This window comes from Streptomyces sp. NPDC059037, from assembly GCF_042740015.1.
In the GTDB taxonomy this organism is placed as follows: Bacteria; Actinomycetota; Actinomycetes; order Streptomycetales; family Streptomycetaceae; genus Streptomyces.
This window is the reverse complement of sequence record NZ_JBHYIG010000275.1, coordinates 1-12928: the sequence shown is the minus strand read 5'-3', so window position 1 is coordinate 12928 and position 12928 is coordinate 1. Positions and strand designations below refer to the sequence as shown.

Annotated in this window: 11 protein-coding genes; 6 read left to right on the top strand and 5 right to left on the bottom strand. The window is 72.0% G+C overall.

The features are described from left to right. Positions 1-226: 226 nt before the first annotated feature. Positions 227-1111 (bottom strand): 3-methyl-2-oxobutanoate hydroxymethyltransferase, encoded by an 885-nt coding sequence (gene panB, locus ACFWY6_RS37275; protein WP_384700122.1) that lies wholly within the window; start codon positions 1109-1111, stop codon positions 227-229. Positions 1112-1306: 195 nt separating this feature from the next. On the opposite strand from panB, the gene ACFWY6_RS37270 reads away from it, so the two are divergent. The 4 genes from ACFWY6_RS37270 to ACFWY6_RS37255 all read left to right on the top strand — a co-directional run bounded on the left by ACFWY6_RS37270 (position 1307) and on the right by ACFWY6_RS37255 (position 6103). Next, complete coding sequence (locus ACFWY6_RS37270; RefSeq protein WP_384700120.1) at positions 1307-2899, top strand: MFS transporter; 1593 nt, start codon at positions 1307-1309, stop codon at positions 2897-2899. A 76-nt stretch (positions 2900-2975) separates the two neighbouring features. Beyond that, complete coding sequence (locus tag ACFWY6_RS37265) at positions 2976-3575, top strand: TetR/AcrR family transcriptional regulator (protein WP_384700118.1); 600 nt, start codon at positions 2976-2978, stop codon at positions 3573-3575. Between the two features lie 173 nt (positions 3576-3748). After that, the gene (locus tag ACFWY6_RS37260) at positions 3749-4774 is read left to right on the top strand and encodes an endonuclease/exonuclease/phosphatase family protein (RefSeq protein ID WP_384700116.1); all 1026 of its coding nucleotides are present in this window, start codon (positions 3749-3751) and stop codon (positions 4772-4774) included. Between the two features lie 111 nt (positions 4775-4885). Then, complete coding sequence (locus ACFWY6_RS37255; protein ID WP_384700114.1) at positions 4886-6103, top strand: MFS transporter; 1218 nt, start codon at positions 4886-4888, stop codon at positions 6101-6103. 175 nt (positions 6104-6278) lie between these two features. Here the strand turns inward: ACFWY6_RS37255 and ACFWY6_RS37250 are convergent, their stop codons facing one another. The 3 genes from ACFWY6_RS37250 to ACFWY6_RS37240 all read right to left on the bottom strand — a co-directional run bounded on the left by ACFWY6_RS37250 (position 6279) and on the right by ACFWY6_RS37240 (position 10421). Further along, positions 6279-8030 carry an NAD+ synthase gene (locus ACFWY6_RS37250; protein WP_384700112.1) on the bottom strand — a complete coding sequence of 584 codons (1752 nt, stop codon included), beginning with the start codon at positions 8028-8030 and terminating at the stop codon, positions 6279-6281. 118 nt (positions 8031-8148) lie between these two features. Then, positions 8149-9843, bottom strand: coding sequence for a multicopper oxidase family protein (locus tag ACFWY6_RS37245; RefSeq protein ID WP_384700110.1), 1695 nt, complete (start codon positions 9841-9843; stop codon positions 8149-8151). A 134-nt stretch (positions 9844-9977) separates the two neighbouring features. After that, complete coding sequence (locus ACFWY6_RS37240; protein ID WP_384700108.1) at positions 9978-10421, bottom strand: DUF6153 family protein; 444 nt, start codon at positions 10419-10421, stop codon at positions 9978-9980. A 70-nt stretch (positions 10422-10491) separates the two neighbouring features. On the opposite strand from ACFWY6_RS37240, the gene ACFWY6_RS37235 reads away from it, so the two are divergent. Beyond that, a complete protein-coding gene (locus tag ACFWY6_RS37235; RefSeq protein WP_384700107.1) occupies positions 10492-11229 on the top strand; it encodes a DUF998 domain-containing protein in 738 nt (245 codons plus the stop codon). A 14-nt stretch (positions 11230-11243) separates the two neighbouring features. Further along, positions 11244-11990, top strand: coding sequence for an alpha/beta fold hydrolase (locus tag ACFWY6_RS37230; RefSeq protein WP_384700124.1), 747 nt, complete (start codon positions 11244-11246; stop codon positions 11988-11990). 295 nt (positions 11991-12285) lie between these two features. On the opposite strand, the gene ACFWY6_RS37225 is transcribed toward ACFWY6_RS37230, so the two are convergent. After that, positions 12286-12928, bottom strand: a 643-nt coding sequence (locus tag ACFWY6_RS37225) for a LacI family DNA-binding transcriptional regulator (protein WP_384700105.1), incomplete at its 5' end; no start/stop codon positions are given.

Sequence of the window (12928 nt, the reverse complement as noted above, 5' to 3'; positions counted from 1 at the left end):
TGGCGCGGTAGGTCTTTCCCTTCCCCAACCCCACCTTTCCCGCCCACCCACCCGAATACCCGGCAGTCTCCCTCCCACCCTGATCGCCGCCGGGCAATCGGGTGGGTGGGAGGGAGGCATCGCCGCGAAGCGGCGGAAAGAAGGGCAGCCCGTCGACGGGGGATGATCGACGGGCTGCCGGTGGTGCCGCGGTGGTTTTCAGGGGGCCGCGAAGGCCCCGGCCGCGCTAGTGGACCGCATGCTCCCCGGAGGGGAACGTACCGCCCACCACGTCCTCCGCGAACGCCCGCGCCGCGCCGCTCATGACGCCCCGCAGATCCGCGTACTGCTTCACGAAGCGCGGCATCTTGCCGCCGGTGAGGCCCAGCATGTCCGTCCAGACGAGGACCTGCGCATCGCACCCGGCGCCGGCCCCGATCCCGACGGTCGGGATGTGCAGGGAGCGGGTGACCTCGGCGGCCAGTTCCTCCGGGACCAGTTCCAGGACGACCGCGAACGCGCCCGCGTCCTGCGCGGCCTTCGCGTCGCTGAGCAGCCGGTGCGCCGCCTCGTCGCCGCGGCCCTGCACGCGGTAGCCCATGGTGTTCACGGACTGCGGGGTGAGGCCGAGGTGGGACATGACGGGGATGCCCGAGGAGACGAGCAGTTCGGTCTGGGGGAGCGAGCGCTCGCCGCCCTCCAGCTTCACCGCGCCGACCCCGGCCTCCTTGACCAGGCGGGTCGCCGAACGGAGGGCCTGGACCGCGCCTTCCTGGTAGGACCCGAAGGGCAGGTCGCCGACGATCAGGGCACGTGATGTGCCCCGTACGACGGCCGCGGACAGCATGGTCATCTCGTCGAGGGTGACGGGCACGGTCGTCTCGTAGCCGAGGTGGCAGTTGCCCGCCGAGTCGCCGACCAGCATCACGGGAATGCCGGCTTCGTCGAAGACGGACGCGGTCATCGCGTCGTACGCGGTGAGCATGGGCCACTTCTCGCCGCGCTCCTTGGCGGCGGTGATGTCCCGGACGGTGATGCGGCGGGTGCTCTTGCCCCCGTACAGCGCCTTGCTGCTGTCGGACTTCTGGGCGGCACCCTCTGCCGGCTTCTGGGCAGCCGAAAGTTGCGTCATCGCAACGGCTCCTTCTCTCATCTCGAGGCGCCCTCACGGCGTCCCCGGATCACCTCCATGGTGGCACCGTGTGCCGCCCGACGGCTAGTGCACCCCCGCGTGATCCGGCCCATCCGGGCGGCGCGCACCGGGCCGCGGGTAAATTCTTTCCAATACGAGACGGTCTCGTATCGAAATGGTTCTAGGGTGAGGGACATGACTTCTCCTGCCGTCGCCACCCCTCGCATACCGGAAGCCGTGCACCGGCGCCGCTGGGCGATCCTCGGTGTCCTGATGCTGAGCCTGCTGATCGTGGTGCTCGACAACTCGATCCTGAACGTCGCCATCAAGACGATCTCGACCCCGGCCCCCACCGGCCTCGGCGCCACCCAGGGCGACCTGGAATGGGCCATCAACTCCTACACCCTGGTCTTCGCGGGACTGCTCTTCACCGCCGGACTGCTCGGCGACCGCATCGGCCGCAAGAAGGTCCTCATCGCGGGCCTCGCCGTCTTCGGCATCGGCTCGGCGCTCGCCGCCGAGTCCGGCTCGCCCGTCCAACTCATCCTGTTCCGCGCGGTGATGGGCCTCGGCGCCGCCTTCGTGATGCCCGCCACGCTCGCCGTCCTGATGAACGTCTTCGAGCGCGACGAGCAGCCCAAGGCCATCGGCATCTGGGCGGGCGGCGTCGGCCTCGCCATCGCGATCGGCCCCATCACCGGCGGCGTGCTCCTCGACCACTTCTGGTGGGGCTCGGTCTTCCTGGTCAACGTGCCGATCGTGATCCTCGCGATCGGGCTGATGATCTGGCTCGTGCCCGACTCCCGCGACCCGAAGCCGGGCCGTATCGACCTGGTCGGCGTGGGCCTGTCCATCGTCGGCCTCGTGCTGCTCGTCTACGGCATCATCAAGGGCGGCCAGCTCGCCGACTTCACCGACCCCGCGGTCCTCGCGACGGTCGCCGCGGGCCTCGCCGTACTCGTCGTCTTCGTCCTGCACGAGAAGCGCAGCGACCACCCGTCGATCGACATCTCGTACTTCAAGAACCGGGTCTTCTCCGCGGCCATCAGCGCCCTCGCGCTCGTCTTCTTCGCGCTGATGGGCGTGACCTTCTTCTCCGTCTTCTACACCCAGAGCGTGCGCGGCTACTCGCCGCTGCAGACCGGCCTGTTGATGCTGCCGCTCGCCGCGGCCCAGCTCATCTTCGCGCCGCGCGCCCGCCTTGTCGTCGACCGCTTCGGCGTCCGCGTCACCTGCACGGCCGGGCTGCTCACCATCGCCGCGATGCTCGCCGCCTTCACGGTCCTGGAGGCCGATACGCCGATCTGGATCCTGGAGGTCATCTTCTTCCTGATGGGCACCGGCATGGCGCACATCATGACGCCCGCGAGCGTCGTCATCATGCAGGCGCTGCCCCGCGAGAAGGCGGGCTCCGCCTCCGCGCTCAGCAACACCTTCCGCCAGGTGGGCGGCGCCCTGGGCATCGCCGTCCTGGGCTCGGTCCTCTCGGCCGCCTACCGCAGCGGCGTCGAGGACAAGCTCACCCTGCTGCCCGCCGGCGTGCGGCACACCGCGGGCGAGTCCATCGAGGCCACGCTCGGCGTCGCGGCCAAGCTCGGCCCGCGCGGCGAACCGCTGGTGTCCGCGGCCCACGACTCCTTCCTGCACGCCATGCACATCACCGCGCTCTGCGGCGCGGGCGTCGCCCTGCTCGGCGTCGTGATCACCGCCCTGTTCCTGCCGGGCCGCGCACCGCGGGAGCCGGAGGCGGAGCACAAGGAGGCGGAGCCGGTGGGCGCGGGGCGTTGACCGGGGCGCCGGGCCGGGAAGGGACAATCGGCCTGGCGGTACGCCGGATACGGCGGATACGAGAGACGGAGCAGATGTGGTCCACACAGCCAGAGGTGTCCGGGGGCGTCCCCGCAGCGAGGCCGTGGAGCGGGCCATCATCGAGGGCGTACTGAAGCTGATCGAGGAGGGCGTGCCGCTCGCCGAGCTCTCCATCGAGCGGATCGCGCGCACCGCCGGCGTCGGCAAGGCCACCATCTACCGGCGCTGGAGCGGCAAGGAGGAGCTCTTCGTCGACATCCTGCGCTCGGTGGACGACCCGCCTCCCGAGCTGGCCGGGGAATCGATGCGCGGCGATCTCATCATCCTCCTCGACCACCTGCGCAGGCGCGGCGTGAACATGCGCACCTCCGCGCTGCTGCACAACGTGTTCGCGCAGATGAAGAGCCTGCCGAAGCTGTGGGACGCCTACCACGCCACCGTCGTCGCGCCGCAGCGCCGCGTCATGCTCGGCGTGCTGCGGCGCGGCGTCGAGAACGGCGAACTGCGCGCCGACATCGACGTCGAGCTGGCCAACGATCTGTTCGTCGGACCCATGCTCGTGCGCACCGTCCTGCGCTCCGACGCGCCGCTCGACGAGGACCTCGCCGAGCGGATGGTGGACACCGTTCTCGACGGGCTGCGGCCCTCGGGGTGAATGTGCGCGTTTCGTCACAGCGGCCCGTTGTGCGGGGGGATGTGGAACCTGCCGTGCCGCGCCGCTCGTCCTCGTCCCGTACGGCCGTCACGGACGGCGGGGAGGACACCCGATCATCGCCTAGGGTTTCAGGGGCGAAGACGGTTGCACGGCAGAGTTGAGGCGACGAGCGTATGGCGCAGGCGTATGTGACGGAGACGGGCGGCGGCGGCTCGGGGCCCGGCCGCCAGGGGTCCCGGCTCCGGCGCCTGGCCGACGGATGGCGTGGCGACCGGGGCATCTGGCGGCGCGGGCTCGTCACCGCGGCGGTCGCGGTGCTGCTCGCCCTGGTGATGCTCTTCCACGCACAGATCCCGAACGGCATCGGCAACCTCGGCAGCCTCATCGAGACGTTCCTGCCCTGGCTCGGCGTGCTGATCCCCGTGCTGTTCGTCGTCGGCATCGTCCGCAAGTCCGCGACCGCGCTGATCGCCGTGCTGCTGCCCGCGGTGATCTGGGTGAGCTCCTTCGGCGGTCTGATCACCACCAAGTCCTCCGGCACCGGCGGCGACCTCACCGTCGCCACCCACAACGTGAACGCGGAGAACGCGGACCCGGCGGGCACCGCCCGTGACGTCGCCGCGTCCGGCGCCGACGTCGTGGCCCTCGAAGAACTCACGGCGGACGCCGTCCCGACGTACGAGAAGGCCCTGGCCGGCACGTACAAGTACCACTCGGTGCAGGGCACGGTCGGCCTGTGGAGCAAGTACCCGCTGACCGACACCTTGCCCGTCGACATCAAGCTCGGCTGGACCCGTGCGATGCGGACCACGGTCAACAGCCCCAAGGGCGAGGTCGCCGTGTACGTCGCCCATCTGCCGTCGGTGCGGGTCAAGTTGGACGCGGGCTTCACCGCCAACCAGCGGGACGCCAGCGCGGACGCGCTCGGCGAGGCGATCGCCGACGAGCAGGTCTCCAAGGTCGTGCTGCTCGGCGACCTGAACGGCACGATGAACGACCGCGCCCTGAACGCGGTCACCTCCCAGATGCGCTCCACGCAGGGCGCGGCGGGCGACGGCTTCGGGTTCAGCTGGCCCGCGTCGTTCCCGATGGCGCGGATCGACCAGATCATGGTCAAGGGCGTCGAGCCGGTGTCGTCGTGGACGCTGCCGGAGACGGGCAGCGATCATCTGCCGATCGCGGCGCGGGTCGAGCTTTAGCCTCGGGAACATCCGCTTTTAACCTCACGGAATACTGGGCCCGAGAGACTTTGTTCCGTACGTAAACTTACGGAACGCCACTCTCCCCCCTGTACCCCCGGAAGGTTCTTCATGCCCCTGGCCCTGCTCGCCCTAGCCGTGGGCGCCTTCGGCATCGGTACGACCGAGTTCGTGATGATGGGCCTGCTGCCCAATGTCGCGGACGACCTGGACATCTCCATCCCCACCGCCGGTCACCTGGTCTCGGCGTACGCACTCGGTGTCGTCATCGGCGCCCCGCTGCTCGCCGCCGTCACCGCGCGGATGCCGCGCCGCCGTGTCCTGATCGGCCTCATGGTCCTCTTCGTGGCCGGAAACGCGCTCTCGGCCGCCGCCCCCGACTACCACTGGCTGATGGCGGCCCGCTTCCTCAGCGGACTTCCGCACGGCGCGTTCTTCGGCGTCGGCGCGGTCGTCGCGACCGGGCTCGTCGCCCCCGAGCGCAAGGCCCGCTCGGTCTCCCTGATGTTCCTCGGCCTGACCGTCGCCAACATCGTGGGCGTGCCGGTGGCCACCGCGATGGGGCAACAGCTCGGCTGGCGCGCGACGTTCCTCGCGGTCAGCGCGATCGGCCTCGCGGCGATAGCGGCGCTCGCCCTGCTCGTCCCCGCCGACCACGGCCACGGTGAGCGCGGCGGGCTGCGCGGAGAGCTCCGGGCGCTCGGCAGCGTTCCGGTGTGGCTGGCGCTGGGCACGACCGTCGCGGGCTTCGGGGCACTGTTCTCGGCGTACAGCTATGTGACGCCCATGCTCACGGACGCGGCGGGCTACGCCGAATCCAGCGTTACGTTGCTGCTCGCGCTGTTCGGTGTCGGCGCCACCGCGGGCAACCTGCTGGGCGGGCGCCTGGCGGACCACTCGCTGCGGGGGACGCTGTTCGGCGGCCTGGCGTCGCTGGTGGTCGTCCTCGCGCTGTTCCCGCTGCTGATGGGCGCCGCGTGGAGCGCCGCGCTGGCCGTGATGCTGCTCGGCATGGCGGCGTTCACCACGGGTTCGCCGCTGCAGCTGATGGTCATGGAGAAGGCGTCGGCCGCCCCGTCCCTGGCCTCCTCCGCCAACCAGGCGGCGTTCAACCTCGCCAATGCCGGCGGCGCCTGGATCGGCGGCCTCGCCTTGGCGGCGGGCTTCGGCGTGACGTCTCCGGCGGTGACGGGCGCGGCGCTGGCCGTGCTCGGCCTCGGGGTGGCCGGGGTGGCGTATCTGGTGGATCTGCGGGTGCCGGCGCCTGCGGCGGGCAGTGAGCGGTTGGTGGCCGCAGGGCAGCTTCGCTTGGAGAAGTCCCGCCGGTAGTACGGACCTGGTGTTGCCGGGTGACAGGTGGGTGGGCGGTTCGCGGCCTGCCGCTCCGCGGCGGATCCTCCCCGCCCGCTCGCCCGTTTACCCGGCAGTGCCTTCCACGGTCCGGCTCGATGCGGGGAAGCGGGCGGGCGGGGGAGCGCCGGGCCCGGCCCCACCCACCCCAGGGTCAGACCGATTCCCGCCAGCGATTCGTAATCGGGAGGCGGCGGTCCTTGCCGAAGCCCTTGGCGGAGATCTTCGTGCCCGGCGGGTACTGGCGGCGCTTGTACTCCGCGGTGTCGACCATCCGCAGGGTCTTCACCACCAGTTCCCGCTCGTGCCCGGCGGCGACGATCGCGTCCGCGCCCTGGTCCCGGTCGACGTACATCTCCAGGATCGCGTCCAGGACCGGGTAGTCCGGGAGCGAGTCCGTGTCCACCTGGTCCGGACGCAGTTCGGCGCTCGGCGGCTTGGTGATGGAGTTCTCCGGGATCGGCGGGGTCTGGCCCCGCTCGACCGCCGCGCGGTTGCGCCACTCGGCGAGCCGGAAGATCAGGGTCTTGTACACGTCCTTGATCGGCCCGTACGCCCCGACCGAGTCGCCGTACAGCGTCGAATAGCCCACCGCCAGCTCGGACTTGTTGCCGGGCGCCAGGACGATGTGGCCCTCCTGGTTGGAGATCGCCATCAGCATCGTGCCGCGAAGGCGCGACTGCAGGTTCTCCTCGGCGAGCCCGGTCAGGCCGAGGGACCCCATGTACGCGTCGAACATCGGCGCGATCGGCACGGTCCGGAAGTTCAGCCCCGTACGCCGGGCCAGCTCCTCCGCGTCGCCGATGGAGTGGTCCGAGGAGTAGCGGGACGGCATGGCCACGCCGTACACGTTCTGCGCGCCGAGCGCGTCACAGGCGATCGCGGCGACGAGCGCGGAGTCGATGCCGCCGGAGAGCCCGATCAGGACGGTGCTGAAGCCGTTCTTCGCGGCATACGCCCGCAGGCCCACGACCAGCGCCGAGTACACCTCCTCGTCGTCGTCGAGCCGCTCCGCGTACCCGCCGGTGAGCTCGGGCTCGTACGCGGGGAGAGGCTCCTGCGACACCGTGACGTGCTCGATGCGCAGGCCGTCGTCCACGACGCCCGACGGCACCGCACCGGCCGCCGGCAGGTCCAGGTCGAGGACGACGCAGCCCTCGGCGAACTGCGGCGCCCGCGCGATGACTTCGCCGTCCCGGTCCACGACGATCGAGTCGCCGTCGAAGACGAGCTCGTCCTGGCCGCCGATCATGGCGAGGTACGCGGTGGTGCAGCCCGCCTCCTGGGCGCGCTTGCGGACGAGTTCAAGACGCTGGTCGTCCTTGTTGCGCTCGTACGGCGAGGCGTTGACGGAGAGCAGCAGGCCCGCCCCCGCGGTGCGCGTCGCGGGCACGCGGCCGCCGTCCTGCCAGAGGTCCTCACAGATCGCCAGCGCCACGTCGACGCCCCGCACCCGCACGATCGGCAGGGTCTCGCCCGGCACGAAGTAGCGGAACTCGTCGAAGACCCCGTAGTTGGGGAGGTGGTGCTTGGAGAAGGTGAGCACGGCCTCGCCGCGGTGCAGCACGGCGGCGGCGTTGCGCGGGGCGCCCGCCGGCTGGCCGTACTTCGGCTTGGCCTCCTCGGTGCGGTCGAGATAGCCGACGACGACCGGCAGCTCTCCGAAGCCTTCGTCGGCAAGACGCGCGGCGAGCGCGCGCAGCGCGTCCCGCGAGGCCTGTACGAAGGACGGCCGCAGCGCGAGGTCCTCGACGGGGTAGCCGGTCAGCGCCATCTCGGGGAACGCGACGAGGTGCGCCCCCTGCTCGGCGGAGTGCCGGGTCCAATGGACGATCGCCTCGGCGTTCCCGGCGAGATCGCCGACCGTCGAGTCGATCTGATTCAGGGCGAGGCGTAGTTGAGGCACGGGGCCCAGTGTAATCGTCAGAGCGACGCGATGCCCCCTGGGCCGGGTGTGGGGAGCCCCACGTCGGCGGCCCGGGCGGGCCCGGCATCTCCTGAGGAGTGCTGGGCCCGCCGAGGCGTCAGCGGCGGTAGCCGAGGACCGTCATCATCCCGGCCTCCGAGTGGTACACGTTGTGGCAGTGGATCATCCACAGGCCCGGGTTGTCGGCCTCGAAGTCCACCGTCAGCGTGCCGTTCGGCAGGATCACCGCGGTGTCCTTGCGGGGGCCGCCCGCCACGTTCGCCAGGGCGAAGGTGTGGCCGTGCAGATGCACCGGGTGCCACATCGACGTGGAGTTGGCGAAGACGAGCCGGACGCGCTCGCCCGCCCGGACCGGGTGGCGCTCGTCGGGGTCGTAGGGCTTCTTGTCGAACGCCCAGTCGTACTTGGCCATTCCGCCCGTCAGCCGGATCCTGATCGTGCGGTCCGGCTTGCGGGCCGGGAGCGCGACCGACTCCGCCGCCCGCAGCTTGTCCGCCGTCAGGAGGCGGCCCTTGAGCTCCTTGGGGCGGACCGAGGCGGAGGGCGCCGAGCCGCCGCCTGTGCGCAGGACCGCGAGCGCCGCCGCCTTCTTGCCCTCGGCCGCCGCGGTCAGCGGGAACACGCCGTCCCCCGCGGTGACGAGCACGTCATAGCGCTCGCCCATGCCGAGCAGCAGCGCGTCCGTCTTCGCGTGCTCCACGGGGAAGCCGTCCGTGTGCGTCACCGTCATCTCGTGGCCGCCGAGCGCCACCCGGAAGGCCGTGTCGCCGCCCGCGTTGATGATGCGCAGGCGGATGCGGTCGCCGGGGCGGGCCTTGAACGACGAAGGCGCGTCCGGCGTACGGCCGTTGATCAGGTAGTGCGGGTAGGCCACGTCGCCCGCGTCGCCGCCGAGCAGGTCGCTCTTGGCGCCCATCATCATGCGGGAGGGGCCGGAGGGGCCGGATGGGTTGGGGGATTTGTCCGTGCGCATCGACATGTTGGACGTGCTGGACATGTTCGACATGTCGTGGCCGCCGTGGTCCATGCCGCCTGTGCCACCCCCTTCCTCCCCTTCTTCGCCGTCCCCGCCCATGTCATGGCCGCCCATGCCCTTGCTGAGCTCCGCGAGGACGGCGTCCGGCGTCGAGCCGTCGACGCCGTCGACCCAGTCGTCGAGGACGACGACCCACTCCTTGTCGTACTTCAAGGGCTCCTTGGGGTCCTCCACGATCAGTGGGGCGTACAGACCGCGGTCCTGCTGGGTGCCCGAGTGGGGATGGAACCAGTACGTCCCCGGGTGCGGCACCGCGAAGCGGTAGGTGAAGTCCGCGCCGGGCTTGATCGCCTGCTGGGTGAGGCCGGGGACGCCGTCCATGTCATTGCGCAGGGCCAGGCCGTGCCAGTGCAGGGACGTGGGCTCCGGGAGGTGGTTGGCGAGCGTGAGGGCGAGCGTGTCGCCCGCGGTGACGCGGACTTCCTTGCCGGGCAGCCGGTCGCCGTACGCCCAGGTCCTGACCGAGCGGCCGCCGAGGTCGAGCTTGGCCTTCATGGCCATCAGCTTCACCTCGCGGACCGCGCCGCCGGCTCGCTTCTTCTCCGCGGCGGCGACTTCCTTGCCGGACGGGTCGACATAACCCTCGGGCGCGGAGCCGCCGCCCTCACCGCTGCCGTGCCCGCCGTGGCCCGCGCCGGAACCGGAACCGGAACAGGCCGCCAGGATTCCCGAACCGGCGACGGCGGTCGCGGCGCCGAGCAGGGCACGGCGCGAAGGGGCGCGCAGGGCTTGGGTGCGCGGGGGTTGAGTGCGCATGGCTGAGTGACACCTCGTCTTGGTGGTGCGTGCAGATGGGCGCATCTGCTGCTTCTGATACACCGCTCGGCGCCCGGAGGTTCCCATCGGGCATCCCCCGGTCGCGGGCAGCGCGAAGCAGCCGGTGCGCCGGCCTAAATGCGCAGCACCGAAAGACGGGCGAGGAGCAGGCGGGGCGGCGGCGGATTGGGCCGCAGGCCGTCGAGCAGCCGGGCGAGCGCGCGCGAGGGGACGGCGGAGCCGCCGGGCCTCAGCAGGCCGGCCTTCAGGAGCAGGACGAGGGTGAACGCGCCGAGCACCGCGAGGCACACGGACAGCGGATCCATCCCGTGGAGCCCGGCGGGGGAGGAGGCGGTGACGGTGTCATCGGCGGTGCGGGCAACCGGCTCCGTGCCCATGTCGTGAGCGGCGGTTGTTCCCCGCGTCTCATGCTGGGCAGATGCCTGGACGGATCCCTGTTCGGCCCCGCTCCCGTGCCCCGTCGGGTGACCCAGCGTATGCATCGTCACGATGCCGAGGAGGAGCGCGGCGAGCAGCAGGAGCTGTCCGCCCTTCGCCGGTCTCCTCGTCGTCGCCATGGGCGGAACCCTACCCCCGGCGGGTATGACGCGACATGCGGGCCCCCGGGACTCCATTGATCATGGGCCCATGATGATTACGGGCAAGCCGCTGCGGACCCGGACGGTGGAGCCCGGCACCGAAGGGCCCAGGAGCACCGCTCCCGTCGCGCTCCCGCTGGCACTCGGCGCGCTCGCCTACAGCGCGTGGCTGCTCGAAATCCCCCTCGACACGGGGCTCTCGCCGGTCAGTTCGTACGTGAGTGAACTCGCCGCCCAGGACCAGCCCTACGGGACGTTGCTGCGGACGACCGACCTGGTCGCCGGGGTGCTGATCCTCGCCGGAGCGGTCTGTGGGCTGCTGCGGCTGCCGCGCGGGCGGCTCGCCGCCCTCGGGTGGGCGGGGCTCGCGCTCTTCGGGGCCGCCACCGCCGTCGACTCGCGGCTGCCGCTGAGCTGTACGCCGACCGCCGACGCGGCGTGCGCGGCCAGGGAGGGGGCGGGGCTCGTGCCCTGGACGCATGCCGCGCACGTGGGCAGCAGCGGGGTCGCCGTGGCGGGGGCGCTGGCGGGGATGGTCCTGCTGACGATCGCCTCCCGCCGGTACGGGATCCCGCCGTCCCTGGCGGGCCCGCTCGGCATCGTCCTTGTCCTTCTCGAACTGGCGGCCACCGCCTGGACGTTGGCCGCCCTCGCCGCGTTCGGCGCGGGGCACGGGACGTGGGCGCTGGGGCTCGGTCAGCGGCTTCAGGTGCTGCTGATCGCGCTGTGGCTGGGGCTGCTCGCCCGGGTGGTGGTGCGGGGCGGGCGCGGGCGCGTGCTCTCGTGAGGTCGTTCGTCAGGATCGGGGGAGTGCGGCATCACGTGGAGGTGGCCGGGCGGGGGCCGGTGTGCGTGCTGAGCGCGGGGCTCGGCCTGGTCTCGGCCGACTGGGACGCGGTGGCGGAACTGCTGACCCCGTGGCGGACCGTCGTCCGCTTCGACCGGCCGGGGCTCGGGCTCAGCGGGCACGCGCGCGTGCCGCCTTCCCTGGCGGGTGAGGCGGGGCGGATCGCCGGGCTTCTGGACGCGCTGGAGTTCTCGGGGCCGGTCACGGTGGTCGGGCACTCGCTCGCCGGGTTCCACGGCGAGGCGTTCGCGCGGCTGTATCCGGCGCGTACGGCGGGGCTCGTCCTTGTCGACTCCAGCATCGAGGAGCGGCTGGGACATGTGCGGGTGCCTCGCGTGGTGCGGGTGGGGGGTGCGCGGGTCGGCGGGGCCGTGCTGCGGGGGGTGGGGGTGTCCCGGGCGGTGGGGCCGGTGGGGGTGCGGAGGTTCTTGGTGCAGGGGGCGCTTCTGGAGTACGCGACGTATGGCGACGCCGCTCGCGAACTGGCCGCACTGCGGGGGGAGTTCCCCCTCCCGGAGGGGGTGCCGGTGACGGTGCTGGCCGCGTACTCCCGGGGGCCGGTGCGGTGGCTCTACCGGCAGCGAGGCCTGGCGGCGACGCTCGGCGCGACGTTCCGCGTCGCGGAGCCGTCGGGCCACCTGGTGATGCGGGACAGCCCGGCGGACGTGGCGGAGGCGGTACTGGCGGTGCGCCCCGCTTAGTTCCTCGGCACCCGGCAGCGTGGCGTTGTGCCCACCCGTTCCGCCGTGCGGAACGCCTGCCCACAACGAGGACGGCCGGGTGGGTTCCGCCGTGTGGGGCGCTTGCCCGCAACGAGGACGGCCGGGTGGGATGCGCCGTGCGGAGCGCCCGCCCGCAACGAGGACGGTGGGCGGGCAGCCGCAGGGTGATCGGGTGGGTGGGTGGGAGAGGCTTGTTCGTGCAGGTGGGGCTGCGGGGTGATCGGGCGGGTGGGTGGGAAGGGCCTGTTCGTGCAGGCGAGGCTGCGGGGGTGGCTCACCCCAGCCGAACCCCCCGCACACTCTCCCGGATCACAATATGCGTCCCCAGGAGATGCCTCTCCTGGCCCGCCCGGGGCGATCCGCTCAACGCCAGTCGCACGGCCGTGCGCCCCATCTCCTCCGCGGGGATGTGGACCGTGGTGAGCCCGGGAGTGATGTCCGACGCCACGGGGTCGTCGTTGTAGCCGACCACCGAGATGTCATCCGGCACCCGAAGCCCCCGCTCCCGCAGGGCCACCACCGTCGCCGCCGCCACCCCGTCGTCGCCCGCGAACACCGCCGTGAACTCCGGCCGCCCGTCCGCCTTCTCCAGAAGGTCGCGTATCGCCTCGTACCCGTTGTGCTGCCCGAAGCCGATCCCGTGCAGGATCGCCTCCTCGCGCGGCACCCCGTGGTCGGACAGCGCACGGAGGTAGCCGGCGACCCGGTCCTCGCCCGTGGTGTGGCCGGGCTGGTAGCCGATCAGGGCGATCTTGCGGTGGCCCGCCCCGAGCAGATGGCTCGTGATGGCGTACGCGCCCGCCTCGTTGTCGTACTCGACGACCAGCGCGGGAACGGGGGGGGGGCGGGGCCGGGCGCGCGCCGCGGCGGCGCCGCGCGCGCGCGCGCGCCGCCCCCCCCCGCGCCCCCCCCCGCCG

What these genes read in the sequence shown, in the direction of transcription:
- ACFWY6_RS37240 (WP_384700108.1), bottom strand. Translation starts at nt 10,421, where the DNA reads ATGGCGACGACGAGGAGACCGGCGAAGGGCGGACAGCTCCTGCTGCTC.
- ACFWY6_RS37255 (WP_384700114.1), top strand. Translation starts at nt 4,886, where the DNA reads ATGCCCCTGGCCCTGCTCGCCCTAGCCGTGGGCGCCTTCGGCATCGGT.
- ACFWY6_RS37235 (WP_384700107.1), top strand. Translation starts at nt 10,492, where the DNA reads ATGATGATTACGGGCAAGCCGCTGCGGACCCGGACGGTGGAGCCCGGC.
- ACFWY6_RS37260 (WP_384700116.1), top strand. Translation starts at nt 3,749, where the DNA reads ATGGCGCAGGCGTATGTGACGGAGACGGGCGGCGGCGGCTCGGGGCCC.
- ACFWY6_RS37270 (WP_384700120.1), top strand. Translation starts at nt 1,307, where the DNA reads ATGACTTCTCCTGCCGTCGCCACCCCTCGCATACCGGAAGCCGTGCAC.
- panB (WP_384700122.1), bottom strand. Translation starts at nt 1,111, where the DNA reads ATGACGCAACTTTCGGCTGCCCAGAAGCCGGCAGAGGGTGCCGCCCAG.
- ACFWY6_RS37245 (WP_384700110.1), bottom strand. Translation starts at nt 9,843, where the DNA reads ATGCGCACTCAACCCCCGCGCACCCAAGCCCTGCGCGCCCCTTCGCGC.